Raw genomic sequence first — 22,448 nt, forward strand, 5'->3', positions numbered from 1 at the left:
AGCACCAGGGGTTTGAACAGGTCGATCAGCGTGCCTCCTGGGTCGAATCAGTACAATTTAAGCATTCTGCAAACCAAGGATCTCAGCTGTTTCAGCGCGCACCTTGGTCAACATCGCCGCATCCTGCTTGAGATCGTGCCCATAGGAGGGAATGATTTCGCGCATCTTTGCTTTCCAATCGCCGATGAGCTCATCCCGCAGGACTGTTTCAATCATGCTGACCATGATGGTGGTGGCCGTGGAAGCGCCAGGCGAAGCTCGGATTTCAGAGGAGTTGGGCATCCACGTGGTCACCCTCTACAACTAGATGGAAGCTTGGCAGTTGCAGGGAGTGCTGCCGACAAATTCATGGTGGCGCTGAAGACTGCTGGCCTCAATGCCAACGAACTCAGCTCGTATTGCCAGTAGTGGGGGCTATACCAAGAGCAGATTGGCTCAGTTTAGGGAAATCAGCAGCATGCGGGCACTGCACTGATAAACCAATGTTTCCAGCCCAAGTGCCAGTGATGAATAGGGGTGCCCCAAACCAATGCCACTGTTGCTGGCCAGAGTTTCGAGACCACTCTCAATGATGCGCTGCTGCTGGATCATGCGCGGATCGCACAGATTGATCGGCACGGGCCGCTCCACCCAACGCTCGGCCAGCTCAAGCGGAATCCGGCTTTTGCTTTCCCGGCCAATGGTTTGAACCAGGCGCTGGGGATTGAGGTTGAACAGCAGGCCATTGAAGTGGTCGGTTTCCACTTCATAAGCCTGACCTGGGAGGTAGATGGCCTGATGGCCGGCCCGATCAAACCAATCGCGTCCCTCAATCCGATAACGCGTGCCACCTTGATATGGAATCCCAAGGGTGCTTTCGCTGTAGTCCTCGGTGCTGGCGACCAAGGGCACATAGGCAGCAGCACTGACGGCCATGTCGCCGGCTAGCAGTAAGGAGGCTTTATGGGCAAACGCCTGATGCTTCTCCCGGGGCTCAAAGCGGGTGAGGTTGACCGTCAGACCAATCTCATCGGCCAGGGCCTCGCTTTCGAAGCGCATCTCGGCTTGGTCGTTGGCAAAGGCGAGACGCTGCAGCTCCAGCCACTGGCGTTGCTTAGCTAGCGGTGCCTTGGGGTCAGGCGCGGAAGCAGCAGTGGCGAAATCCATACCAGGAGCCATAGCTCCATCGAACAATAGGAAGTTGGGAGGTGCGAGGCGATGAGGCGTTGGCTTGGCGCGCTCAACGCGGGGCCAGCAACTGCATCAACACACCCAGGCCTGCGGCCACACCAATCAGCTGCAGCACACTCCAATGCCATCGCACCAGAGCCAGCATCGCCAGCCCGGCGACGAGAGCCGCCGCGGCATCGAAGCGCCCGGCTGGCCAGAGCACCGGGCCCGCAAAGAACAGGGCCAGGCTGGCGATCACGCCCACCACCGCAGCGGTGATGGCGGTGAGGGGTGCGCCGATGCGGAGGTTGTCTCGGCTGGCCTCCACCAGCGGGGCGCCAACCAGGATGAAACCGAAGGAGGGCAGAAAGGTGAACCACACGGTCACCAGGGTGGCGGCCACAGCCCCGGCACCGGTGGTCCAGCCGCCCATGAAGCCCACGAAGGCCACCACCATGATCAGCGGCCCCGGCGTGGTCTCCCCCAGGGCCAGGCCGTCAACCATCTGGGCCGCCGACAGCCAGCCAAACTGCTCGACCGCCCCCTGGGCGACGTAGGGAAGCACCGCATAGGCCCCGCCGAAGCTGAGCAGGCCCACCCGCGTGAAGAAGCGGGCCATCAGGGGCAGGGTGCCATTCCAGCCGGCCATTGCGGTGAGCATCGCCAGGGGCAGGATCAGGGCCAGCGCCCAGATCAGCAGGGTGCGGGCCAGGCGTCGCCGGTTGAAGCGGGCGTGGGCTGGCGTGGGCGTGTGATCGCCATGGATGGGCTCAGGCTGCAGCAGCGCTTGGGCCGGCCCTGGCACCAGCCCTGCAACGGCCGGCCCCAGCGGCGGTGGGAGCAGCAAGGCCTCGGGACGCCAGCGGCCAACCAAGGCACCCGTGAGCGCCGCCACACCCACCACCAAGGGATAGGGCAGACCCAGCACCGCAAGGGCCAAAAAGGCAGCCAACGCAATGCCGGCGAGCCAGAACGAGCGCAGCGCACGCCGACCCAGCCGCCAGGCCGACACCACCACGATCGCCAGCACCGCTGGCTTGAGCACCGCGAACACCGCCACCAACAGGGGCAACTGGCCCCAATGCACGTAGACGCTGGAGAGCAGCGTCAGCACCAGCACCGAGGGCAGCAGGAACAGCCCTCCGGCAATCAGGCCACCAGGCACGCCGTGCATCAACCAACCCAGATAGGTGGCGAGCTGGGTGGCCTCCGGCCCCGGCAGCAGCATGCAGTAGTTGAGCGCGTGCAGATAGCGCCGCTCGCTCAGCCAGCGGCGGCGTTCCACCAACTCACGGTGCAACAGGGCGATCTGACCGGCGGGTCCACCGAAGCTCACCACCCCAAGCTGGAGCCAGAAGCGGCTGGCATCGGCCAGGCTCACCGGAGCAGGGCCCACCTGACGCTGGGGATCCACGGGGTCAGCTGCCATTGCATCCATACCACCGGTCTTGGGCTGACACAATGACGGTTGTCCATCCCCGGCCATGGGCTTCAGCGCCAAGACCGACTATGGACTCGTCGCCCTGATGGAGTTGGCGGCAGCTTATCCCTCAGGCACCTTGGTGCAAAGCGGGGAGATCTGCCGGCGCCATGGCATCCCAGAGCGCTACCTCGAGCAACTGCTCACCGACCTGCGAAAAGTCGGCCTGCTGACCAGCATCCGCGGCCCACGAGGGGGCTTTCAGCTCGCCAGGGATCCCGACTGCATCACCGTTGCCGACGTGGTCAATGTTCTGGAAGGGAGCCGCAACAGCGAGCGGCAGGGCGATCCTGGCGACGCCACGTTCCTGGTGCTGACGGCCCTTGAGCAGAAACTGGAGCAGGCCCGAGAGACTTTGCTCGCCTCCACCTCACTGGCCCAGTTGTTGCGAGAGCGGGATGCCCTCAGGCAGCCACAGCCGATGTTTTACATCTAGGCCCATGCCCGATTCCGACGACTGGCCCAACGACCAAGGTCGGCCCTGGGGGCTGCGTCTGCTGGCGCTGGTGGGGGCCCTTGCCTTTGTGATGCTCGGCATCAACAGCCTGTTGCCGGTGCTCCAGCAACCCATACCGCTACCGCTGCCGACGCAGCCCAAGCGGGGAGACAGCAGGGCCTAAAAGCGAGACATGGCCTCGATCTTGGCCAGTTTTTCAGCGTCCAGACCCGCCAGTTCGTCGATCTGTAGCAAGCTTTCCTTCACCAAACTGGCAAACACAAACAAAATGCCGTCGAGGCGGAAATCAAACCGCCCTTCAATCGTGTGCCGCTCGATGCTGAGAAAATCGTGGAGCTCCCACACGGTTTCGGCAGAGCCCAGCGCCACGGCCTGGGCCTGCACCGACGCCACCAATTGGTCGACAGCCCTGCCGTAGGCGCGGTCAAAGGCCTCGCGGGCGACGGCCTGTTCCGATTCCGTCCATCCCTCCAGCATGGTCTCCATCATTTGATTTAAGCGCCCTGGCAGGGACGTTAGTCGGGGGTTCAGGCTGCCGCGAGCCCTGGGTCCCGCCGAGACGGGCGGGCGCGGCGGTGTTGGGCGGGCAATTCGAACCAAGCGAGTTGCGGGCTGTCGTGGTGCTCCCGGTGGTAACCGAAGTGATAACAGGCCAGCAGCGAAAGCCAGGGGGGCAGATCGAGGCTGTCGGCCTGGGATTGCTGATGGGGCAGCCGCTGGCGCCGGTGCGGCAGATAGGTGCCGAACACAAACAACTGCAGCGAACTGAGCAGCAGGGGCAAGGTGCAGAACAGCAGCACGTTGATCCAGCCCGCCGGATGGAGCCGGCAGGCGATCAACGCCAACAAGCCCCAGCCGCCAAGCAGCCGCATCATCTGGCCCGCCGAAAGGTAACCAGCCATGAAGCGCCGGTACCAACCCAGCGTTCCGGCGCGGGGGTCGCCATGGAAATCGGGATCATCCGCACTGGCGGTGAACCGGTGATGGTTCTGGTGATTGCGGCTGCAAGCCACGTAGGGCAAAGCCGCATAGAGCGCCAGGGCAACGACACCAAGGCGATCATTCCAGCCCCGCCGCTCCAACACCAGCACGCCATGCATGGCGTCGTGACCAACGATGAACAGGCCGGTCTGCAGCCAGGTTCTCCCCAGCGTGGACACCACCACCAGAGCCACCAGGGCCGCCCCGTGCAGCCGACTCAAATCAAGACTGAGCAGCCCCAGCAGGGAAGCGAGCCAGGCGAGCAAGATCACTGCGGCGAGCAGCAGACCGCGATGGGTGGTGGTGGTCAGACGGCTTTGGCTGGGGCACAAAGCCCTGCTCAACGGCCCAGCTTCAACAACTCAGCCGGGGAGGCCAGCAGGTCGATGGCCACGAAGTAGATCTTGCCCTCGGGATTGAGCAGGAAACGCCAGGCCACGTTCATGCCGATGCCGGCGCCAAACCAGGGGGTCTGGACCTTGCCCGTGACCTTGATCTGGGTGAAGTCTCCCTCGGTGGGCTCAGCAAAACCGCGCTCAGGCAGGAGCTTTAGGTTTTGGCAGTCTTCGCGGAAGAAGCGCAGGATGGCGTCGCGACCGACGATCGGCTTCTGGAAGGGGGGCTGCAGGGCGCCGTCGGCCAGGAACAGGTCGATCAGGTTGTCGAAGTCGTTGGCGTTGAGCTGGTCCATGTAGCTGTTCACCGTGGGGTTGATCACCCCCTCGATGAACACGCGCTTGCGCTGCTCCTCGGGCGTGGGAGCGGCAATCGGCTCCATCACGCGCTGGCCTTCGCCCTTGGCGGGGTCGTAGCCCATGTCCACCACGAAGTTGCGCAGCAGGGTGATCTGCTGACCCTGATCCACGCCCTTGACCGAGCTCAGCACGGCGGAGGCGTTGGCCGAGAGCTGGTAGCCCTCGGGGATCGGCGCCACCAGGCCGGCGGCCATCCAATCACCCAGCTGATACCAGAAGCCCAGCTTGATATTGACCGACCAGCAGGAGTAGGTGCGGCCGATCTGGGTGTCGGTGCGGTTGGCGAGCTCGCACATCACCGCGCTCTGCTCGGCGAAGTTCATCGCCTTGATCTGGTTGAGCACGGGCTCGGCAAACTGCATGCGCGCAGCACCGGGGGCCGCGACGGTGATGGTGTTGCCCATCTCGAGGTAGGCGTACCAGATCAGCGCCAGTTGGTCTTCGGCGCTCAGCAGCCGAAAACGGGCCGTGATGGCCGGCACAACGTCGGCCGACATAGTGTCGGGAAAGATCTGGGTGGCTTTCTCAAGCGTGAACATGCGCCGTCGCTCCCAATTGTTAAAGAGATTTGCAAACTCTAGCCTCACAGGGTCCCGCCTGGTAAGGCGCATCTGATTTGCGGCCCGGCCCACCTAGACCGTGCCCCCATCCGCTCCCGTGCCTGTGCCTGTTCCCGTGCTGAGCGACGCTGATCGCGACAAGCTCGATCGCTCCGACGACGCCCTCTTTTACGCCGAGCCGCGGTTCGTGCATCACCTTGATGCCAGTTTCCGGGCGCGCCTGACCACCTTGTATCGCGAGCGGATCCCGCCTTGCGCGGTGGTGCTGGACCTGATGAGCAGCTGGGTCAGCCATCTGCCCGAAGAGCTCACCTACCAGGAGGTGATCGGCCACGGCCTCAACGCCGAAGAGCTGGCGGCCAACCCCCGGCTCGATCGCCACTGGGTGCAAAACCTCAACACCGATCAGGATCTTCCCCTGGCCGATAACAGCGTGGATGTTGCGCTGATCGTGGCCGGCTGGCAGTACCTGCAGCAACCCGAAGCCGTAGCCGCCGAACTGCTGCGGGTGGTGCGGCCCCGAGGCGAGGTGATCGTGGCCTTCAGCAACCGGATGTTCTTCCAGAAAGCCCCCCAGATCTGGACCGAGGGCGGCGACCGCGACCACCTCGCCACCGTGGCGAAGGTGCTGCTGGCCCAGGGCTGGTCGAAGCCCCAGCTGCTGGCAGAAGAAACCCCCGCGCCGGGTGTGCTCGGCTGGATCGGCGGCAAGGGCGATCCCTTCTTTGCCGTGAGCGCGGCCAAGGCGGAGTGAGCGACTTCAATCAGACCAGCAGGCTCTGAATCAACACAAAAAAGCCCGACCAGCAGAGCTGGCCGGGCTTTTCGTTAGGCCGAAGCCCGAGGGGCTCAGCCCAGACCCAGCTGGCCCAGGATGCCCTGTCCGGTCAGCAGCTCGGTGCCGAGGCCGATCACGAAACCGAGCATGGCCAGGCGACCATTCCAGGTTTCAGCAAAAGCAACAAAACCGAAACGGGAAGCGGAATCAGCCATGAATGTTCGTTGGTTACGAAACTTGACATGATCGTAACAGATCTTGAAGCAGACGGGTGTGGTGGGTGCATCTAGCCCCCAGAGATGAGCGCTCCTGCTCGCAAGCCTGGGATTGATCACCACTGCTGAGCAGTGATCTTTTCCCCAAGCCGGGTCGCTTCTCCCCAATGTTTAGAGGCCTTTTCCACAGGGATGGAGAGGCGGAAGGGCCCCGTCCATCACCCGTCTGAGTCCGGGGATGGGGAAAACGGGCCGGCCCCTTGACGCTTCTGCGCAGGCGACTTCCGAGCGCGCGCCAAACTGGAAAAAAGCCCGAAAGTGCCTGTGGCCCGGGCCTGGGGTCTGTGGGTCTTGCCGGACTCGCCTGTTGGGACGCCCTTTGACGGCGGAGCCAGTGGCGTGGCCTGATGGGGGCTCGCTCAGGGCAACGCCTCCATGCTCCAGATCCCGGACCACCCCCCCAAACTCCGTCTCGGTCGAAAACCAGTTTCCGGAAGACCTCTACGACGCGATGCGGGAGTTTGTCCGGCTGCATCCCCAGTGGGACCAGTACCGCCTGATGCAGGCCGCCCTGGCCGGCTTCCTGTTCCAGCACGGCTGCCAGGACCGCGTTGTGGCCCGCCACTACCTCGATGGCCTGTTTCGCCGCCAGGATCCGACACCCTTACCAACCCTGCCTTGAGCGAGGCGACCCCAACACCCAGAACTGCAGACTGATGGGGCACCAGTGCTGAACCATGGCCGCAGGAGCTCCAGGAGCTGACGCCCTGCTGGTGGCCATCGGCGCTGTCCCGGGCGCCTGGCTGCGCTGCCGGGTCGTCGATCACCTCGAACCGGTGCTGCCCAGGCGGCACTGGGGCACCTTCGGGGTCAACCTGATTGCCTGTTTCGCCCTCGGCCTGATGGTGGGCCTGGAGCAGAGTTGTGGTGATGCATCCCGCCGGGTGCTCCTGTTGATCGGCACCGGCTTTCTGGGCAGCTTCAGCACCTTTTCCACCTTCTCGGCCGAATTGCGGGCGGAGCTGGTGGCCAGGCATTGGCGCGAAGCGGCCGTGCTGGCCGGGGGCTCGGTGGCCGGCGGGCTGCTGGCGATGCTGACGGGCTTCTCCCTGGGGGCCGAGACATGAGCACCACCCCCGCCCGCAGCCTCCGTGGCGACCTGCGCGATCTAGCCCTGGTGGCCGCCGGAGCGATCCCCGGGGCCCTGCTGCGCTGGCGCCTTGAGGCCATCGGCACGGCGGAAGTCGGCGGCCTGCGCGGCTTGGTGGGAGCCGACTTCATCGCCAACATGCTGGGCTGCCTGCTGCTGGGCCTGGTGCTGGCCCAGTCCGTCCGGCGCAAGCGGCTGATGCTGTGGGCCGGCATCGGCTTCTGCGGATCCCTCACCACCTTCTCCTCCTGGATGCTGCAACTGGCCCGGGCCCTGCGGGCTGGCGAAGCCTGGGACAGCCTGTTGGTGCTGGCGGCGAGCCTGCTGGGCGGCCTGGTGCTGGTGGCCCTGGGTCACGCCCTCGGCCGCCGCTGCCACGCCGCGGCTCCGGCGAGCAGCAGCAAGGGAGCCTCGCCCCAGCGGTCGTAGGGGGTGAGGGTCTGCAGGCGGGGCACGGCAAACACGCCCGTGGCTGGCCGACCCGCTGGCAGGGAGGCCACCACCCGGCCGCGGGCATTCACCAACAAACTCGGGCCAGTGTTGGCCGCACTCACCAGCCAGCGGCCCGTCTCAATCGCCCGCAGCTGGGCCAGGGCCTGAAACTGTTGCTGCAACAGCGCGGGATAGGGGTCGAGGTTGGCACTGGCCAGCAACCAGCCCGCCCCAGCGCGGCTGGCGGTGGCCAGGGCGGCACCATCGGAGAGCTCGTAGCAAATGGCCCCGGCAATGGCCCCCGCTGGCCGGGGCAGGAGCCGCGATGCCGCTCCCGGCTCGATGCCGCCCACGGCCGACAAACCGCTCCATCGCCCCAGCCCCGCCAGGGGAACCCATTCCCCCAAGGGCACGAGCCGATGCTTGTCGAGCCAACTGCTGGCCTGCTGCTCCCCCGGAGCCATGCGCAGCAGGGCGCTGCGCTGCTGCGGCTCCCCGGCCACCTCCTGCCAGCGGAAACCACCACTGATCAGTTCGACCGGCACCGGCGCCGCCAGCTCAGGCTCGAGCCCCAGGGCCCCCTCGGGCAGCAGCACTGCATCCACCCGGCGCTGTTGCGCCTCCGCCAGCGCCGCCGTTAAGCGCTGCTGCAACCGCTGCTGCTGGGCCCACTGAAACTTCTGGCGCGTGGGGATCGCCGGCTGCAGCACCAGCACCCGCTCCACGCCGGAGCTGGTCTGCCCCGCAGGCAGGCCTAGGGGCAGCGCCGCCAGCACGGCTGCACCGAGGCCATGGCTCAGAACCACGCCAGCAGCGGTGGCAGCGATCCAGGCCCGGGGCTGGGGCACCGTCGCGCAGCGCCACAGGCCCCAACCGATCAGCAGCTGCAAGGTGGCCAGCAGGCCGCTGCCGCCGAGGGCGGCCAGGCCTGCCAGGGGTCGGTCGCCGGGGAGCGCCGCCGCACCCAACCCCAGCCAGAACAGCGGCCCCTTGGCCAGCAGCACCTCCGCCAGGCCCCAACCGGCGCTCAACAACAGGGCACTGCTCAACCGGCGGGGGTCGAAGCGCTGGGCCAGGGCCACCCAGAAGGCCACCAGGCCAGCCCCCGCCAGGGCGCAGATCGCGAGCAGCAGCATGGCCAGCGGCAGGCTCAAGGGGCCCGGCACGCCGATCCAGTCGAGGGGGTGGAGCCCCAGCAACCAGCGGTGACTCACCAGCACGGCCGCCCCTGCCCACAGGGCCCCGCCCCGGGCCCCGATCGCCGAGCCCGGCAGGGCCCACAGCCCCGCCAGCGCCAGCCAGAGCAGGGGCGGCAGCCCCAGGGGGGGCAGCGCCAACCCCGCCAGCAGCCCGGACATCCCGGCCAGCCACCACCCCCCTAGCCGGTCATTGCCCATGGCCAGTGAGCGTAGGAAGCGCCAAGGTGAAGCAGGACGATTGCCGCCATGGATCCGAACAACCCGCTCCAACAACTGCTGCTGCGTGGCCTCGGCACCACCTCACTGGTGTCGGAGCGACTGCGCACGGTCACCCAGGCCTGGGTGCGCAGCGGCAAGCTCGATCCCAGCCAGGCCCCAGCCCTGGTGGACGACGTGCTGAAGGCCCTACGGGGCGAAACGCCCGAACTGGAGCAGCAGGCCGAGCGCCAGCTGGAGCGCAACAAAGACCAGCTGCTGCAGGATTTGGGCCTGGCCCGGCAGCGGGAGCTCGATGAACTGCGCGGCCGGATTGACCGTCTGGAGCGGGGCCTGCGCCAGCAACCACCAGCCCAAGCCCCCCCCGAAGTGGACATTCCCGACTGAGACAGTCCCGACTGAAGGGAGCACGCCAGCCGACTGCCCGGCAGAATCGGATCAACCTGCGGGGTCCCATGCGCGACATCCTGATCAGCTCGGCCGTGTGTGTGGCCTGCCTGGTGCTGGCCCTGGTGAGCCAACTGGTGAATCCCACCACCGTGCAGGCGGCCAACCCCGGTGGCGCTGCCGAAGCGGCCGTGCTGTCCAGCCCAGCTCCAGCCAACGCGCCGGCCAGGCCGGCCGTGACCAGCCGCTTCGAACTGGACCCCGACGACCCCAACCCCACCCTGTTTGTGATGGCCAGCGACAACGACCAGACCAGCGGCGCTGAGATCGCCCAGGCCAGCGGCCTCGGGGGCGAGCTCAACGCTCCCAAGGAGCGCACCACCCCCAGCGGCCTGCGCATCACCGATCTGGTGGTGGGCGATGGCGCCGAAGCCGTGGCCGGTGAAACGGTGGTGGTGAACTACCGCGGCACCTTGGCCAACGGCAGCGAATTCGACAGCAGCTACGGCCGCGGGCCGTTCTCCTTCCCCCTTGGCGGTGGCCGGGTGATTCAGGGCTGGGATGAGGGCGTGGCCGGCATGAAGGTGGGCGGCAAGCGCAAGCTGGTGATTCCCCCTGATCTGGCCTACGGCGAGCGCGGCGCCGGCGGCGTCATTCCCCCCAATGCCACCCTCACCTTCGAGGTCGAACTGCTGCGCATCGGCGGCTGAGCCGCAGAACGCAATCGTTAAGATGCCTACTCTGGTTGGTGGGTTGCGCTGATTCTGTGCTGCGCCAATCCACCCTGCCCCCTTCCTTTGTTTCCCATCCATGGCCCATACGCTGCCCGCGCTGCCCTACGGCCTCGATGCGCTCGAGCCCAACATCTCCCGCTCCACCCTTGAGTTTCACCACGGCAAGCACCACGCCGCCTACGTGACCAACCTCAACAACCTGGTGGCCGGCACCGACCTGGACGGCAAGAGCCTGGAAGACACCATCACCTCCGTGGCCGGCGATGCCAGCAAGGCCGGTGTGTTCAACAACGCTGCCCAGGTGTGGAACCACAGCTTCTACTGGCAGTGCATGAAGCCCGGTGGCGGCGGCCAGCCCAGCGGCGCCCTCGCCGACAAGATCAACGCTGACTTCGGCAGTTTTGAAGCCTTCGTCGAGCAGTTCAAGACCGCCGGCGCCACCCAGTTCGGCAGCGGCTGGGCCTGGCTGGTGCTCGATGGCGGCACCCTCAAGGTCATCAAAACCCCCAACGCCGACCTGCCCCTGGCCCACGGCCAGAAGGCCCTGCTCACCATGGATGTGTGGGAGCACGCCTACTACCTCGATTACCAGAACCGCCGCCCCGATTACATGACCACCTTCCTCGAGAAGCTAGTGAACTGGGACTTCGTGGCTGCCAACCTGGCTGCTGCCTGATCCCCACATGCTCGGCTGATTGAAGCCAGCCCTGCCCAGCCCCCGGCCCCAACCGGGGGCTTTTTGCTGGCCCCTCTTTCCCTCTCTGGCCAGCAGTCCAGCAGTAATCCTGCCTTGAGGTTCTTGGCAGCTCCGGCCCTTTAAAGCGATGGAGCGGCTGAACTGAGCACCGCCTCCGGCGCGATCCACATGGCGTCGCCATAGGAGAAGAAGCGATACTGGCGCTCGATCGCCTCGGCATACAACGCCAACAGGCGCTCGCGACCGATCAGGGCACTCACCAGCAGCAGCAGGGAGCTCTTGGGCAGGTGGAAGTTGGTGAGCAGGCCCTGCACCACGGCAAAGCGATAGCCGGGCTGGATCACCAGATTCACGGGGCCGGTGTGGGGCCGCAGCTCGCCGCCGTGCAGCTGGGCCACGGCTTCGAGGCTGCGCACCGAGGTGGTGCCGATGGCGATCACCCGGCCGCCGCGGGCCCGGCAGGCGGCTACCGCGGCCACCAGCGCCGGGCTCACCTCCACCCACTCGCTGTGCAGCTCCAAGTGGCGCAGATCTTCCGTTTCCACCGGCCGGAAGGTGCCCAGGCCTACGTGCAGGGTGGTGGTGGCCAGCTCAACGCCCCGCTCCCGGATCGCCGCCAGCAAGGCGTCGCTGAGGTGGAGGCCCGCCGTGGGCGCAGCCACCGCTCCGGGGCGAGCGGCATAGCGGGTCTGGTAGCGCTCGTTGTCGGCAGCGTCGTGCTCGTGGATGTAGGGCGGCAGCGGGATGGCGCCGTAATGGATCAGCAGCGGTTCCAGGGCCGCCGCATCGGCATATTGCGGCGGAAACTGCACGATGCGACCGCCGGTGGTGGGGTCGCTGCCGAGCACCTGCACCGCCAGGGGCGGCTGGCCATCGGCCACCACCTCGATCCAATCGCCCGGCCGGAGCTTCTTGGCGGGCTTCGCCAGGCAGAGCCATTGGCCCTGGCCACCCTGCCAGGGCTCCAGCACCAACAGCTCCACAGCACCGCCGCTGGGCCGGCGTGCTTCCAGGCGGGCCCGCAGCACCCGGGTGTCGTTCACCACCAGCAGATCACCCTGCTGCAACTCCTGCTGCAGCTCCCACACCGTGAGGTGGCGGGCCAGGGGAGCAGGGCCCACCCCGGGCGGGTCCACCGCCAGCAGCCGGGCGGCATGGCGGGGCTCCACCGGCTGCTGGGCGATGCGCTCCTCGGGAAGCTGGAAGTCGTAGCTGGAGAGCCGCAGATCGGCGGGATCGCTCATGGCAGCAGGCCCTGGCTCATGCCGGCAGGTAGTAGCGCACCAGGGTGAACACCCGGTTGCCGCTGGCATCAAGCGCCCGGTGCATGTTGATGCCGCGCTGGTTGAGCAGCAGGGAATCAAAGCGATAGCGCGGGATCGCCATCGGCATCACGATCGTGAGGCTCACCTCCGGGTGGGCTTGCTGCTCTCCAGTCACAAACGCCACGAACGGATCGATCAGAGAAGCAAAGGGGCTGTCCAGGATCCGCAGGCTGATGCCGGGCGACTCGCCCACCAGCCGCTGCCAGTCGCCGCGGATCAGCTCGATGTCGTCGCCCTCCGAGCGCACCCACACCGCCGTCACCTGATCCGACACCGTGGCGGCGTAGCGCAGAGCATCCAGGGAGGGACGGGAGAAGGAGGCGATCCAGACGATGCTGCGGTTGCCCACCGGATCGCGCCGCTGGGGCAGAACAACGCTGCTCTGGGCATCGACAGGCAAGGCAATGGCGGCGTAGACGCGGCGATAGCGGCGGCGAATGCTGGCCAGCAACCACACCAGCAGGGGGATGGCGATGACCACCGTCCAGGCGCCCTCGGCAAACTTGCTCACCACGATCACCAGCAGCACCACCAACGTGGTGAAGGCCCCCAACGCGTTGATGGCCAGCCGACCGAACCAGCCGGCACCGCGCCGGCGCCACCAGCGCACCACCATGCCGGCCTGCGAAAGGGTGAACGCCATGAACACGCCCAGGGCGTACAGGTTCACCGCCACGGTGGTGTCGCCGCGGCACACCAGGATGATCAGGGCCGTGGCCGCCAGCAGCACGGCGATGCCGTTCTGGAACACCAGCCGGTCGCCGATCCAGCCCATCTGACGTGGCAGGAAGCGGTCCTGGGCCAGCATCGCCGCCAGGCGCGGAAAGCCCGCGAAGGCGGTGTTGGCCGCCAGCGTGAGAATCAGCAGGGTGGTGATCTGCAGCGCCCAGAACAGCCCACTGCCGGCACCGAACACCCGCATGCCCACCTGGGCCAGCACGGTGCGATCGGGGTCGGGCGCCACCCCGTAGAGATAGGCCAGGCCGCTGACGGCCAGGAACATGGCCCCCAGCATCAGTCCCATCACCAGCATCGTGGCGCGGGCCCGGCGCGCGGCTGGCTCGCGAAACACCGAGACGCCGTTGGCGATGGCCTCGATGCCGGTCATGGCCGAGCAACCGGAGCTGAAGGCTCGCAGCACCAGAAACAGACCCAGGGGCTCCACGGCCCGGATGTCCGGCGGGGCGTCGGGGGTAAAGCCATGGGCAACCACCAGGTTCTGGAGGCCAAAAACCGCCAGCAACGCCACCATCACCACAAAGGCGTAGGTGGGAATGCTGAAGGCCTGGCCGGCTTCGCGCAGGCCGCGCAGGTTGGCCCAGCCCACCGCCAGCAGCAACAGCAGCGCCAGGGGCACCTCATAGGGGAGTAGCCCTGGCCAGAGCGAGGAGAGGGCCTGGGTGCCGGCCATCAGGCTCACCGCCGCCGTGAGGGTGTAGTCCACCAAGAGGGCGGCAGCCGCCAGCAGGGAGGGGCCGGTGCCTAGGTTCTCCCTTGCCACCACGTAGGAGCCGCCGCCCTGGGGGTAGGCCTCGATCGTCTGGCGATAGGACGCCACCACGATGGCAATCAGGGCGATGATCGCCAGGGTGATCGGCAGTGACAACCGCAGCGCCTGGCTGCCGGCCAGCACCAGCACCCCCAGGGCAGCCTCCGTGGCATAGGCCACCGAAGACAGGGCATCGGAAGCCAGGATCGGCAGGGCCTGCACGCTGGGCAGGCGCTCGGAGGCAGCGGCAGCTTTCGGCAGAGGCCTGCCGAGCAGCCAGCGGATCAGAGCGGTGGCTGCAGGCTGATTCACAGTCGCAAGAGAATCAGAGCGCCAGGCTTTCGGGGTTGGTCTCGATCAGCTGGGCCAGATCCTTGAGGAAGGCGGCAGCGTGGGCACCGTAGATGGTGCGGTGGTCGCAGGTGAGGTTCACCTGCATCTGGTTGGCCACGCGCATGGAGCCATCCTTGCCGGCCACCACGGTGGGCCGAGAGGCCGCCACCGCCAGGATGGCGCCGGTGCCGGGGGGCAGGATCGCGTCGAAGCGATCGACGCCAAACATCCCCAGATTGGACAGGGTGAAGGTGCCGGTGCTGTATTCCTCCGGCTGCAGCTGCTTGCTGCGGGCGCGGCTCACCAGATCAGCCCAGTTGCGGGCCATCGAATAGATGTCGGTCTTGTCGGCATTCGCCAGCACCGGGGTGATCAGGCCGCCGTCCTCCATGGCCACCGCCACCGCCACATTCACCGCGGCGGGGAAGCTCATGGCGCTGCCATCGGCACTGGTGGCCGCGTTCACCTGGGGGTGGCGGGCCAGCACCACGCCCACGGCCTTGGCCAGCAGGGCCGTCATCGTGACGCCCTTGGGCTTCACCTGCTTGTAGAAGGCGTCGAGCTTGGTGGTGCTGATCGTGTAGCCCACCCGGAAACAGGGAACCGCCAGGCTGGCGAGCATGTTGCGGTTCACCGCGCCCTGGAGGGTGTTGAAGCTCACGCTCTCACCGGGCCGGCCAAAGGCTTCACCGGCAGGCGCAGGAGCCGCCGGGGCTGCACCGTTACCGCCGGCAGCCGCCACGGCGGCCGGACCCGAGCCCTCGGCCACCCGGGGCACCGTGATCGGTTGCCCGGTGGCGGCGAGCACGTCGTCGGCCTGAATGCGGCCGTGGGGACCGCTGCCGCGCAAACCGCCCAGGTCAACGCCCAGCTGGGATGCGAGCTTTTTGGCCCGGGGGGAAGCCACCACCCGACCGCTGGCCGTCGACGCGGGGGCCACCACCGGAGCCGCCACCACTGGAGCGGGAGCGGGGGCCGGTGGAGCCGCCACCGGAGCCGGAGGAGCTGCCACTGGAGCCGCCGCAGCGGGAGCCGGTGCGGGAGCGGCCGCAGCCGCGGGAGCGGCGGGGGCCTTGGCCGCCGCCTCAGCGATCTCGGCCTCGGTTTCCACAATCAGGCCGATGGTCTCGCCCACCGGCGCCGTGCCACCGGCCGGCATCAGCACCGCAGCCAGGAAGCCCTCGTTGAACGACTCAACGTCCATGTCGGCCTTGTCGGACTCGACCACCAGCACGGATTCACCGCGCTCCACCTTGTCGCCGGGCTTCTTAAGCCACTCCACGATCTTGCCCTCCGTCATGGTGGAGGAGAGGGCCGGCATAAAGATTTGGTGGGTGGCCAACGGGGGTCTGCCGCGCAGTTGGGCGGATTTTACGTGGCTCCTGATTGGGGCTCCTGGGCTCGGCGAGTGGAGCTGCTCAGGCGCCGGCTTCGATGGCCTCGATCACGCCATCGCGCACCAGCACAGCCGCCTGCAGCTTCTCCACCAGGTTGTCGCCCACCTTCACCTCGCACAGGCTTTCGATCTGCCCCTGCTCCACGATCTGCTCCATCTCCAGCTCCCGCACCTGGCGCTGCTGCTCGAGCATCTGACGTTTCTGCTCTTCCAGCTCGGCCCGCTTGGCGGCCACCTGCTGCTGCACCGAAGCCACCTGGTCCTGCACCCGCGGATCGAGCGGATTGGCGCTCTGGCGACGGATCTCGTCGACCAGCTGCTGACCCTCCTGCTCCAGCTGGGACAACTGACCGTCGACGTTGGCGATGGCGTTGCTCAGCTCGCGCTCAGCATCCTCTTTCCAGCGGGGTGTGACCACGGCACGCACAGTGATCGTGCGCTTGATCGTCAGGGAGCCGTCAGCCATGGGGGATGCAAAGCAGCATTCAGGCTGTCAGCGCGGCGGGCGGGGGTCAACGGTCGGTTGGCCGCACCTCACCGGGGCGTGTAGATCGCGGCGATCGCGCCGCCATCCCGAGCGGCGATGCGGTCGCGGCGCTGCTTGAGGGTCTGGGTCAGCAGGCCGTTGTCGAGGCTGAAGGGCTCCACCAAGGCCACCCCGGCCAGGCGCTCATCGGGCCGGGAGCCCGGGCGAGCAGCCAGCAGCCGGTTGCACTCGCGGGTGAGGGCGCGCAGCAGGGCCGCCTCGCCCGCCGGGTCGCCGTCCACCTGGGTGATGAGGCCGGCGGCTGCGGCGAAGGCAGCCAGGGCTTCGGGCTTGGGCACCAGCAGGGCGCCGAGCTGCTTGCGGTCCTGGCCCACCAGCATCACCTGCTCGATCAGGGGACTGGCCACCAGGGCCTCCTCCAGCGGGCCGGGCTCGATGTTCTCGCCGCTGCTCAGCACAATCGTGTCCTTGGCCCGGCCGGTGAGCACCAGGGAGCCATCGGGCAGCAACTGGCCCAGATCGCCAGTATCAAACCAACCCTCGCCATCCAGCACCGCAGCGGTGGCCTCAGGCTTGCGCCAGTAGCCCGCCATCACCTGGGGGCCGCGGGCCAGCACCCGGCCCCGCTGGCCAAGGGCCAGGAGGGCGCCGGTTTCGGGATCGACGATCCGCAGGCTGGTGGCCGGCAGCGGCTGGCCGGCACTGCCGCGGCGGTTGGCCCAGCTGCGGCGGCAGCTGAGCACCGGGCTGGTTTCGGTGAGGCCGTAGCCCACCAGCAGCTCGATGCCGATCGCCTCGAAAAAACCATCCACGTACAGGGCCAGGGCGCCACCGCCGCTGATGGCGGTGCGCAACCGCCCGCCCACCAATTGCTGACGCACCTTGGGCCAAAGCAGCGCCGCCGCCAGCCGGTGCAGCGGCCAGCGCAACAGCGCCAGCCCCGCGGCTCCAACCCGGGCCGGCCAGCCCTCTGGCGTCAGGGTGAGATCGAAGGCCTGGCGACGCTGCTGGCCGTAGGCGCGGCTGTTGGCCAGGGCGGCCCGTAGCAACCGCTGCCGCGAGGCGGGCATCGCCGTCAGGGCATCGTCGAAGCCGGAGAGCAGGGCCTCCCACAGGCGCGGCACGCTGATCAGATAGTGGGGCCGCACCCGCTGCAGATCGGCACGCAGCTGCTTGAGGGTGGTGTAGGTCTGCCGGCAGCCGCAGGCCAGCAGGAAATATTCGGCACTGCGCTCGTAGGAATGCCAGATCGGCAACACGCTCACCACGCGGTCACCGGGCCGGGGAGCCACGGCCACCCCCAGGTGCCGCAGCTGGTGCAGCAGGTTGGCGTGACTGAGGGGCACACCCTTGGGCTGCCCCGTGGTGCCGGAGGTGTACAGGATCGTGGCGAGGCGGGCTCCGTCCCCTGGCGGGGGCGGGGCCGGCGTGCCGGAGGCCAACGCCGCCGCCCCGCGCTCGAGCAGTTCGCCCCAGCTCAGGCAGGGCACCGGCGGCGTTCCCTCACCCCGTTCGCCCTCCAACACCAGCACGAAACGCAGCCGGGCCAGCCGGGTGTTCTCGAGGGCGAGCTTCTCCAGCAACGCCGCCGACTCCACCACCAGAGCCACGGCGCCGGAGTCGTCGAGGATGTACCGCAGCTCCTCCAGCGGCGCGGCGCTGCCCCGCACCGCATCGGCGGCGCCGGCCCGCATCAGCCCCTGATCCGCCTGCAGCCAGCGGGGGCCGTTTTCGGCGAACAGGGCCACCACATCCCCCGCACCCACCCCAAGGCCGGCGAAGGCCGCCGCAGCCTGCTCGATGCGCTGGTGCAGCTGGCGATAGCTGAGCTGCTCCGGGATGGAGGCGTGCGGTGCCTCCAGGGCCAGGGCCTCGCCATGGCGCTCGGCCAGCACGGGCCACAGTTGCTCCAGGCCGGTGATCTGACTCCAGTCGCTGCGACGGGCCAGGGCCTGCTGATCGCGACGGCTGCCGCTCCAGTGGATCTCAGCGGGGGAGACGGCGCGGGCCATGGCGAGAGGGGCGGCGGAGCTCAGCCCCAGGGTTACCACCCCTGCAGCCGTTCCTGGGGCTTCGGTGGACGCAGGGCCAGACCAAACCGATCGGCCAGGGCCGCCAGCAGCGGTTGGCGCAGCCCCTCGCTGGTGAGCTCAGGCCGCCAGTCGGCCAGTCGCCCCACCGGGTGGTCGGCGAGGCCGCAGGGCACCACCGCCGCAAAGCCCGCCAGGTCGCCATCCACGTTGAGGGCCAGGCCGTGCTGGCTGATCCAGCGGCGCGCCCCCACGCCGATGGCCGCCACCTTGCGGCCCTCCAGCCACACCCCGGTGAGCCCGGCGATCCGTTCCCCCTGCAGATCCAGGCCGGCCAACAGATCAATCACCACCTGCTCCAGCTGGCGCATGTAGAGGTGCAGGTCGGCGCCATGGCGCTGCAGGTTGAGCACTGGATAGAGCACCAGCTGGCCCGGGGCGTGGTGGGTCACCTCGCCGCCGCGATCGATGCGGTGCAGCGGCAGCGGTGGGGCGGCCGGATCGAAGCGCAGGAAGGCCTCCGAGGCACCGCGGCCCAGGGTGTAGCAGGCCTCATGCTCCAGCAGCAGCACCGCCTCCGGCCCTTCAGGGTCCAGCAGGAGCCGTTGCTGCAGGCTGCGCTGGGCTTCCCAGCCCAGCAGAAACGGCACCGGTTGCGCCGCTTCGAAAAGGATTGCGTCGAGCTTGAGGCACATCACCAACCGTTCTTAGCGTTGGGGCACCAGAGCACCGGAGGCGGTTGCCATCTGATGAAACTGCTGATCCATGGCCGCAATCTTGACGTCACCCCGGCCATCCGGGAGTACACCGAAACCAAGCTGACCCGCGCCATTCACCACTTCGAAGGCCTCGTCAAAGAGGCCGACGTGCACCTGTCGGTGGCCCGCAACCCGCGGGTGCCGCAGCAAACCGTGGAGGTGACGATGTTTGCCAACGGCACCGTGATCCGGGCCCAGGAGCGCAGCGACAACCTCTACGCCAGCATCGACCTGGTGGCCAGCAAGCTCAGCCGCCAGCTGCACCGCTACAAAGACCGCATCCACGAGCAGGCCCAGGGTCCGGTGCACCGCTCCGCCCGCGATGAGGAGGCCGGCGCTGCTGCCAACCTGCCGCCGCCGGGAGCCACCCTGGTGGACGGCAAGGAGCCCGAACTGCCCAACCGAGGCGTGCGGCGCAAGTATTTTGCCATGCCGCCGATGACCCTCGACGACGCCCAGCATCAGCTGGAGCTGATCGACCACGACTTCTACGTGTTCCGCGACGCGGAGAGCGGCCAGATCCAGGTGGTGTATCACCGCAACCATGGCGGCTTCGGGGTGATCCAGGCCAAGGAGGCGTGAGCGCCGACCGGCCCGACCTGGCCCCCCTGATCGACCATGCCCTGCTGGATCCTCACCAGGGCCAGGGCGCGATCCGGCAATGCTGCGAGGAGGCCCGCCACTTCGGCTTTGCCGGGGTGTGCGTGGCCTCTCGCTGGGTGGCCACGGCCCGGGAGCAGCTGCCCCGGGAGGGCAAGGGCCGCACCCCCCAACTGATTGCGGTGGTGGGGTTTCCCTTCGGCGCGGTGCCATCGGCGGTGAAGCAGGCCGAAGCCGAAGCGGCCGCCGCGGCCGGCGCCGATGAACTTGATGTGGTGCCGGATTTCGGAGCCCTGGCCGACCGGGCCAGCACACCGGTCCACGACGAACTGGCGGCCATCTGCGAGTTGGACCTGCCCGTGAAGGTGATCCTGGAGGTGGGCAAGCTGGATCCCGAGGCCCTGGCCCTGCTGGTGGAGATCAGCATCGACGCCGGCGCCCGCTTCCTCAAAACCGGCAGCGGCTTCGGTCCGCCGGTGACGGTGGAGCAGGTGCGGCAGCTCAAGGAGCTGGCCCGCGGCAGGGCCGCGATCAAGGCCTCAGGCGGCATCACCAACCTCGAGCAGGCCCTGGCGTTGGTGGAAGCCGGCGCCACACGCCTGGGCACCAGCCGCGGCGTGGCCCTGGCCCAGGCGCTGCGGGGCTGAGTCTGCCGTGCCCGAGGAGAGCCTGGAAGGACTGGCCCTGAGCTGCAAGCCCCTCGGTGAAAACGATCGCCTGCTGACCCTGCTCAGCGACGACCAGGGGGTGATCCGACTCGCGGTGCCCGGGGCGCGCAAACCCCGCAGCAGCCTGGCCGCCGCCGTGCCCCTGAGCCATCTGCGGCTGCAGGTGGGTGGCCGCAGCGGCCTGCGGCGGGTGCGCCAACTGAAGGTGCTGCGCAGCTACAGCGGCCTGGCCCAGCAACTCGAGGCCCTGGCCGCTGCCCAGGCCCTCTGCGAGCTCTGCCTGGCCCTGGTCCCCAGCGAAGCTCCGGCGCCGGGCATGCTCGCCGACCTGCTGATGCAGCTGGGGCGCCTCGATGCGCTGGTGCGGGAGCGGGGCTGCGATCTGGAGGCCCTGGCGGTTGCGGTGCAAGGGAGCGTTCACCTGCTCGCCCTGGGCGGCTATGCCCTACCGCTCGGACGCTGCGCCCGCAGCGGCGAGCCCCTGGAGCCGCCGCTGGGCAACTGGGACTGGCGCTGCAGCCTGGTGCCCAGCGAGGGCCTGGCGATCGGCGGGGTGCCTGGGGCGCGGGTGGTGCTCAACGCCTCGGAATTGGCCCTGCTGCAACGGCTGCTTCGGCCCAACCTGCCCCGCCGGCGCGATGGCGAGCTGATGGGACCGCTGCCGGTTTGGCTGCACCTGCTCGAGCTGGTGGAGCATTGGACCCAGGAGCACCTGGGCCGCAAACCGCGGGCCTACCGGCTGCTGCGCACGGGCCTGGCCCCAGGCCTTGCGGCATCATGACGGGCCAGCAGCAGCCCAGGCCAGATTGAGCGGCAGTTCCAACGCCACCGGCTTGCAAGGCGTTCTGGCGCTGCCCGATTTCCGCCGGCTGTGGCTGGGCCAGATCTTTTCGCAGCTGGCTGACAAGTTCTACATCGTGCTGATGGTGTTCCTGATCGCCCAGACCTGGGTGAAGGGCACCCCGGAGGCCAACCCCGCCCTGGCCGAGGCGGCCTCGGCGATCCGCCTCGATCTGCCCGAAACCCGGGCCCAGATGATCACCCTGTTGGCCACGGGCATCTACGTGGCCAACACGATTCCGGCGATGCTGCTCGGCACGGTGGCCGGGGTGTGGGCCGACCGCTGGCCCAAACGGGCTGTGATGGTGGCCTCCAATGGCCTGCGGGCGGCGTTGGTGCTGCTGGCCCCCTTCTGCCTGGTGGAGGGGCCCGAGTGGCTCGGCTTGAGCTGGGGCTACTGGGGTCTGGTGCTGATGACCCTGCTCGAATCGGTGCTCACCCAGTTCTTCGCCCCCGCCGAACAGGCGGCCATCCCCCAGTTGGTGCCCAGCGATCAGCTGCTGGCGGCCAATTCGCTGTATCAGGCCACGAGCATGGCCGCCACGATCGTGGGCTTCGCCCTGGGCGACCCGATCCTGCGGCTGCTGCACCTGGGCCTGCGCCAGATCGGCATGGATGGCGGTGAATTCCTGCTGCTGCCCTTTTGTTATGGGCTGGCGGCCGTGGCGATCAGCCGGATCCGCTGGCGGGAACAACCCAGGCCCCTCAGCCGCAGCTCCGTGTGGCAGGAAATCGGCGAGGGCCTCCAGGTGCTGCGGGAGCAGCCACGGGTGCGCAGCGCCATGGTGCAACTGGTGCTGCTCTACAGCCTGCTGGCGGCCCTCTACGTGCTGGCGATCAGCCTGGCCTCGGCGATCCCCGGGCTGGGGCCCACCCAGTTCGGCACCCTGCTGGCCATGAGCGGCCTGGGGCTGGCGACCGGAGCCCTGGCGGTGGCCCAGCTCGGCCAAGGCCTCAACCGTCGCCACCTGGCCGCCACGGGGCTGGGCACCATCGGCTGGAGCCTGGTGCTGCTGGGCCAGCTGCGCGGCAACCTCGTGTTCACCCTGCTGCTCTGCGCCGTGCTGGGCGTGGGTTCGGCCCTGTTGGCGATCCCCGCCCAGACCACGATCCAGGAGGAGACGCCCGAGGACCTGCGCGGCAAGGTGTTTGGCCTGCAGAACAACCTGATCAACATCGCCCTGAGCCTGCCGCTGGTGCTGGCTGGTGCAGTGGTGAGCCGCTACGGCCTGCTGCCGGTGCTGTGGGGGCTGGCGGCGATCGCCCTGGCGGCAGCGGTGATGGAGCGGCCCTGGCAGCGCTGTTAGCGTGGATTTCCGGACGCGCGAGCCC

The 22,448-nt window shown here is 68.1% G+C and carries 27 protein-coding genes; 13 read left to right on the forward strand and 14 right to left on the reverse strand.

The features are described from left to right. Positions 1 to 57 precede the first annotated feature (57 nt). The 3 genes from KBY65_RS02490 to chrA all read right to left on the reverse strand — a co-directional run bounded on the left by KBY65_RS02490 (position 58) and on the right by chrA (position 2,578). A complete protein-coding gene (locus tag KBY65_RS02490) occupies positions 58 to 282 on the reverse strand; it encodes a malate:quinone oxidoreductase (RefSeq protein ID WP_255000416.1) in 225 nt (74 codons plus the stop codon). 153 nt (positions 283 to 435) lie between these two features. Then, the gene (locus KBY65_RS02495; protein ID WP_255000417.1) at positions 436 to 1,146 is read right to left on the reverse strand and encodes a hypothetical protein; all 711 of its coding nucleotides are present in this window, start codon (positions 1,144 to 1,146) and stop codon (positions 436 to 438) included. A gap of 73 nt (positions 1,147 to 1,219) precedes the next feature. Then, a complete protein-coding gene (gene chrA, locus KBY65_RS02500) occupies positions 1,220 to 2,578 on the reverse strand; it encodes a chromate efflux transporter (protein WP_255000418.1) in 1,359 nt (452 codons plus the stop codon). A gap of 55 nt (positions 2,579 to 2,633) precedes the next feature. On the opposite strand from chrA, the gene KBY65_RS02505 reads away from it, so the two are divergent. Together KBY65_RS02505 and KBY65_RS02510 are read left to right on the forward strand one after the other, a co-directional pair. Continuing rightward, a complete protein-coding gene (locus KBY65_RS02505) occupies positions 2,634 to 3,065 on the forward strand; it encodes an RrF2 family transcriptional regulator (RefSeq protein ID WP_094560177.1) in 432 nt (143 codons plus the stop codon). A 4-nt stretch (positions 3,066 to 3,069) separates the two neighbouring features. Then, positions 3,070 to 3,249, forward strand: coding sequence for a hypothetical protein (locus tag KBY65_RS02510; protein WP_094560176.1), 180 nt, complete (start codon positions 3,070 to 3,072; stop codon positions 3,247 to 3,249). On the opposite strand, the gene KBY65_RS02515 is transcribed toward KBY65_RS02510, so the two are convergent. The 3 genes from KBY65_RS02515 to KBY65_RS02525 are packed head-to-tail and all read right to left on the reverse strand — an operon-like array spanning position 3,246 to position 5,361. Then, on the reverse strand, positions 3,246 to 3,563 hold the full coding sequence (locus KBY65_RS02515; protein WP_255000419.1) for a hypothetical protein: 318 nt from the start codon (positions 3,561 to 3,563) through the stop codon (positions 3,246 to 3,248). The genes KBY65_RS02510 and KBY65_RS02515 overlap by 4 nt on opposite strands. A gap of 50 nt (positions 3,564 to 3,613) precedes the next feature. After that, positions 3,614 to 4,411: a fatty acid desaturase gene (locus tag KBY65_RS02520; protein ID WP_255000421.1), complete on the reverse strand. Its 798-nt coding sequence runs from the start codon at positions 4,409 to 4,411 to the stop codon at positions 3,614 to 3,616. Further along, positions 4,408 to 5,361: an orange carotenoid-binding protein gene (locus tag KBY65_RS02525; RefSeq protein WP_094560174.1), complete on the reverse strand. Its 954-nt coding sequence runs from the start codon at positions 5,359 to 5,361 to the stop codon at positions 4,408 to 4,410. Before KBY65_RS02525 ends, KBY65_RS02520 begins: the two co-directional genes overlap by 4 nt. A gap of 124 nt (positions 5,362 to 5,485) precedes the next feature. On the opposite strand from KBY65_RS02525, the gene KBY65_RS02530 reads away from it, so the two are divergent. Further along, positions 5,486 to 6,136, forward strand: a complete 651-nt coding sequence (locus tag KBY65_RS02530) for a class I SAM-dependent methyltransferase (RefSeq protein ID WP_255000422.1) — start codon at positions 5,486 to 5,488, stop codon at positions 6,134 to 6,136. A 95-nt stretch (positions 6,137 to 6,231) separates the two neighbouring features. Here the strand turns inward: KBY65_RS02530 and KBY65_RS02535 are convergent, their stop codons facing one another. Then, positions 6,232 to 6,375 (reverse strand): chlorophyll a/b-binding protein, encoded by a 144-nt coding sequence (locus tag KBY65_RS02535; protein ID WP_254936282.1) that lies wholly within the window; start codon positions 6,373 to 6,375, stop codon positions 6,232 to 6,234. 511 nt (positions 6,376 to 6,886) lie between these two features. On the opposite strand from KBY65_RS02535, the gene KBY65_RS02540 reads away from it, so the two are divergent. Genes KBY65_RS02540 through KBY65_RS02550 form a run of 3 tightly spaced genes read left to right on the forward strand, consistent with a single transcriptional unit; the run spans position 6,887 to position 7,954 of the window. Beyond that, positions 6,887 to 7,057 (forward strand): DUF2811 domain-containing protein, encoded by a 171-nt coding sequence (locus KBY65_RS02540; RefSeq protein WP_094560172.1) that lies wholly within the window; start codon positions 6,887 to 6,889, stop codon positions 7,055 to 7,057. A 55-nt stretch (positions 7,058 to 7,112) separates the two neighbouring features. Beyond that, positions 7,113 to 7,502: a fluoride efflux transporter FluC gene (locus KBY65_RS02545; protein ID WP_255000424.1), complete on the forward strand. Its 390-nt coding sequence runs from the start codon at positions 7,113 to 7,115 to the stop codon at positions 7,500 to 7,502. Then, complete coding sequence (locus KBY65_RS02550) at positions 7,499 to 7,954, forward strand: FluC/FEX family fluoride channel (RefSeq protein ID WP_255000426.1); 456 nt, start codon at positions 7,499 to 7,501, stop codon at positions 7,952 to 7,954. The genes KBY65_RS02545 and KBY65_RS02550 overlap by 4 nt, the downstream gene beginning before the upstream one ends. On the opposite strand, the gene KBY65_RS02555 is transcribed toward KBY65_RS02550, so the two are convergent. Next, entirely contained in the window at positions 7,879 to 9,354 is a 1,476-nt protein-coding gene (locus KBY65_RS02555) for an apolipoprotein N-acyltransferase (RefSeq protein ID WP_255000428.1), read from the reverse strand. The two genes, KBY65_RS02550 and KBY65_RS02555, sit on opposite strands and share 76 nt — an antisense overlap. Positions 9,355 to 9,402: 48 nt before the next feature. Between KBY65_RS02555 and KBY65_RS02560 the strand changes: the two genes are divergently transcribed. The 3 genes from KBY65_RS02560 to KBY65_RS02570 all read left to right on the forward strand — a co-directional run bounded on the left by KBY65_RS02560 (position 9,403) and on the right by KBY65_RS02570 (position 11,169). Next, positions 9,403 to 9,759 carry a phasin family protein gene (locus KBY65_RS02560; protein WP_094560168.1) on the forward strand — a complete coding sequence of 119 codons (357 nt, stop codon included), beginning with the start codon at positions 9,403 to 9,405 and terminating at the stop codon, positions 9,757 to 9,759. Positions 9,760 to 9,827: 68 nt separating this feature from the next. Continuing rightward, entirely contained in the window at positions 9,828 to 10,469 is a 642-nt protein-coding gene (locus KBY65_RS02565; protein WP_255000430.1) for an FKBP-type peptidyl-prolyl cis-trans isomerase, read from the forward strand. Positions 10,470 to 10,569: 100 nt separating this feature from the next. After that, positions 10,570 to 11,169: a superoxide dismutase gene (locus tag KBY65_RS02570; RefSeq protein WP_094560166.1), complete on the forward strand. Its 600-nt coding sequence runs from the start codon at positions 10,570 to 10,572 to the stop codon at positions 11,167 to 11,169. Between the two features lie 140 nt (positions 11,170 to 11,309). Here the strand turns inward: KBY65_RS02570 and queA are convergent, their stop codons facing one another. The 6 genes from queA to lipB all read right to left on the reverse strand — a co-directional run bounded on the left by queA (position 11,310) and on the right by lipB (position 18,945). Further along, a complete protein-coding gene (gene queA, locus KBY65_RS02575; RefSeq protein WP_254988479.1) occupies positions 11,310 to 12,434 on the reverse strand; it encodes a tRNA preQ1(34) S-adenosylmethionine ribosyltransferase-isomerase QueA in 1,125 nt (374 codons plus the stop codon). Positions 12,435 to 12,450: 16 nt separating this feature from the next. After that, positions 12,451 to 14,316: an APC family permease gene (locus tag KBY65_RS02580; RefSeq protein ID WP_254988478.1), complete on the reverse strand. Its 1,866-nt coding sequence runs from the start codon at positions 14,314 to 14,316 to the stop codon at positions 12,451 to 12,453. A gap of 13 nt (positions 14,317 to 14,329) precedes the next feature. Further along, on the reverse strand, positions 14,330 to 15,679 hold the full coding sequence (locus KBY65_RS02585; RefSeq protein WP_255000432.1) for a dihydrolipoamide acetyltransferase family protein: 1,350 nt from the start codon (positions 15,677 to 15,679) through the stop codon (positions 14,330 to 14,332). 76 nt (positions 15,680 to 15,755) lie between these two features. Further along, positions 15,756 to 16,199, reverse strand: a complete 444-nt coding sequence (locus tag KBY65_RS02590) for a YlqD family protein (RefSeq protein WP_094560163.1) — start codon at positions 16,197 to 16,199, stop codon at positions 15,756 to 15,758. Between the two features lie 68 nt (positions 16,200 to 16,267). After that, on the reverse strand, positions 16,268 to 18,232 hold the full coding sequence (locus KBY65_RS02595) for an AMP-binding protein (protein ID WP_255000433.1): 1,965 nt from the start codon (positions 18,230 to 18,232) through the stop codon (positions 16,268 to 16,270). Between the two features lie 32 nt (positions 18,233 to 18,264). Continuing rightward, a complete protein-coding gene (gene lipB / locus KBY65_RS02600) occupies positions 18,265 to 18,945 on the reverse strand; it encodes a lipoyl(octanoyl) transferase LipB (RefSeq protein WP_094560162.1) in 681 nt (226 codons plus the stop codon). 54 nt (positions 18,946 to 18,999) lie between these two features. Here lipB and hpf point away from each other — a divergent pair, with 54 nt between their 5' ends. The 4 genes from hpf to KBY65_RS02620 are packed head-to-tail and all read left to right on the forward strand — an operon-like array spanning position 19,000 to position 22,423. Further along, a complete protein-coding gene (gene hpf / locus KBY65_RS02605; RefSeq protein WP_094560238.1) occupies positions 19,000 to 19,590 on the forward strand; it encodes a ribosome hibernation-promoting factor, HPF/YfiA family in 591 nt (196 codons plus the stop codon). Continuing rightward, on the forward strand, positions 19,587 to 20,255 hold the full coding sequence (gene deoC, locus KBY65_RS02610) for a deoxyribose-phosphate aldolase (RefSeq protein ID WP_094560161.1): 669 nt from the start codon (positions 19,587 to 19,589) through the stop codon (positions 20,253 to 20,255). The genes hpf and deoC overlap by 4 nt, the downstream gene beginning before the upstream one ends. Positions 20,256 to 20,262: 7 nt before the next feature. Beyond that, complete coding sequence (recO, locus tag KBY65_RS02615; RefSeq protein WP_094560160.1) at positions 20,263 to 21,057, forward strand: DNA repair protein RecO; 795 nt, start codon at positions 20,263 to 20,265, stop codon at positions 21,055 to 21,057. Positions 21,058 to 21,082: 25 nt separating this feature from the next. Then, positions 21,083 to 22,423: an MFS transporter gene (locus KBY65_RS02620; RefSeq protein ID WP_255000435.1), complete on the forward strand. Its 1,341-nt coding sequence runs from the start codon at positions 21,083 to 21,085 to the stop codon at positions 22,421 to 22,423. Positions 22,424 to 22,448 lie beyond the last annotated feature (25 nt).

It is taken from the genome of Cyanobium sp. Alchichica 3B3-8F6, from assembly GCF_024346435.1.
Classification (GTDB): Bacteria; Cyanobacteriota; Cyanobacteriia; order PCC-6307; family Cyanobiaceae; genus Cyanobium_A.

What these genes read in the sequence shown, in the direction of transcription:
- KBY65_RS02595 (WP_255000433.1), bottom strand. Translation starts at nt 18,232, where the DNA reads ATGGCCCGCGCCGTCTCCCCCGCTGAGATCCACTGGAGCGGCAGCCGT.
- KBY65_RS02555 (WP_255000428.1), bottom strand. Translation starts at nt 9,354, where the DNA reads ATGGGCAATGACCGGCTAGGGGGGTGGTGGCTGGCCGGGATGTCCGGG.
- KBY65_RS02540 (WP_094560172.1), top strand. Translation starts at nt 6,887, where the DNA reads ATGCGGGAGTTTGTCCGGCTGCATCCCCAGTGGGACCAGTACCGCCTG.
- KBY65_RS02495 (WP_255000417.1), bottom strand. Translation starts at nt 1,146, where the DNA reads ATGGATTTCGCCACTGCTGCTTCCGCGCCTGACCCCAAGGCACCGCTA.
- KBY65_RS02590 (WP_094560163.1), bottom strand. Translation starts at nt 16,199, where the DNA reads ATGGCTGACGGCTCCCTGACGATCAAGCGCACGATCACTGTGCGTGCC.
- KBY65_RS02525 (WP_094560174.1), bottom strand. Translation starts at nt 5,361, where the DNA reads ATGTTCACGCTTGAGAAAGCCACCCAGATCTTTCCCGACACTATGTCG.
- KBY65_RS02550 (WP_255000426.1), top strand. Translation starts at nt 7,499, where the DNA reads ATGAGCACCACCCCCGCCCGCAGCCTCCGTGGCGACCTGCGCGATCTA.
- KBY65_RS02535 (WP_254936282.1), bottom strand. Translation starts at nt 6,375, where the DNA reads ATGGCTGATTCCGCTTCCCGTTTCGGTTTTGTTGCTTTTGCTGAAACC.
- KBY65_RS02570 (WP_094560166.1), top strand. Translation starts at nt 10,570, where the DNA reads ATGGCCCATACGCTGCCCGCGCTGCCCTACGGCCTCGATGCGCTCGAG.
- KBY65_RS02560 (WP_094560168.1), top strand. Translation starts at nt 9,403, where the DNA reads ATGGATCCGAACAACCCGCTCCAACAACTGCTGCTGCGTGGCCTCGGC.
- hpf (WP_094560238.1), top strand. Translation starts at nt 19,000, where the DNA reads ATGAAACTGCTGATCCATGGCCGCAATCTTGACGTCACCCCGGCCATC.
- KBY65_RS02505 (WP_094560177.1), top strand. Translation starts at nt 2,634, where the DNA reads ATGGGCTTCAGCGCCAAGACCGACTATGGACTCGTCGCCCTGATGGAG.
- chrA (WP_255000418.1), bottom strand. Translation starts at nt 2,578, where the DNA reads ATGGCAGCTGACCCCGTGGATCCCCAGCGTCAGGTGGGCCCTGCTCCG.
- KBY65_RS02565 (WP_255000430.1), top strand. Translation starts at nt 9,828, where the DNA reads ATGCGCGACATCCTGATCAGCTCGGCCGTGTGTGTGGCCTGCCTGGTG.
- KBY65_RS02490 (WP_255000416.1), bottom strand. Translation starts at nt 282, where the DNA reads ATGCCCAACTCCTCTGAAATCCGAGCTTCGCCTGGCGCTTCCACGGCC.
- KBY65_RS02515 (WP_255000419.1), bottom strand. Translation starts at nt 3,563, where the DNA reads ATGCTGGAGGGATGGACGGAATCGGAACAGGCCGTCGCCCGCGAGGCC.
- lipB (WP_094560162.1), bottom strand. Translation starts at nt 18,945, where the DNA reads ATGTGCCTCAAGCTCGACGCAATCCTTTTCGAAGCGGCGCAACCGGTG.
- KBY65_RS02510 (WP_094560176.1), top strand. Translation starts at nt 3,070, where the DNA reads ATGCCCGATTCCGACGACTGGCCCAACGACCAAGGTCGGCCCTGGGGG.
- queA (WP_254988479.1), bottom strand. Translation starts at nt 12,434, where the DNA reads ATGAGCGATCCCGCCGATCTGCGGCTCTCCAGCTACGACTTCCAGCTT.
- KBY65_RS02545 (WP_255000424.1), top strand. Translation starts at nt 7,113, where the DNA reads ATGGCCGCAGGAGCTCCAGGAGCTGACGCCCTGCTGGTGGCCATCGGC.